We start from the raw sequence: 247 nt of genomic DNA on the forward strand, positions 1-247 counted from the left end.
GGCCATAACGGCGGAACAGGCCGCTCAGGTGGCCCTGCACCACGCCCAGGCTCTCAGCCCCGCAGGCGATCACCCCCAGCGAGTAGCGTGAGTGGTCGTCCAGCACCGTCAACGGATGGCAGCGGCCGGCATCGGTGGGGATGTGACCCTTGAAGTCCATCTGCCACAGATCGTTGGGGGCCGCGTGCTCGAAGCGCTGGTGGGGGCGGTGAGAGGCGGCCTCGGCCGGGTCCAGCAGGCCGTGGCG

Annotated in this window: 1 protein-coding gene; it reads right to left on the reverse strand. The window is 70.4% G+C overall.

Translation table 11 applies throughout. The features are described from left to right. Positions 1 to 247, reverse strand: a 247-nt coding sequence (locus tag GT007_RS22120; RefSeq protein ID WP_236571807.1) for a DDE-type integrase/transposase/recombinase, incomplete at both ends; no start/stop codon positions are given.

It is taken from the genome of Rhodovarius lipocyclicus, from assembly GCF_009900765.1.
In the GTDB taxonomy this organism is placed as follows: Bacteria; Pseudomonadota; Alphaproteobacteria; order Acetobacterales; family Acetobacteraceae; genus Rhodovarius; species Rhodovarius lipocyclicus.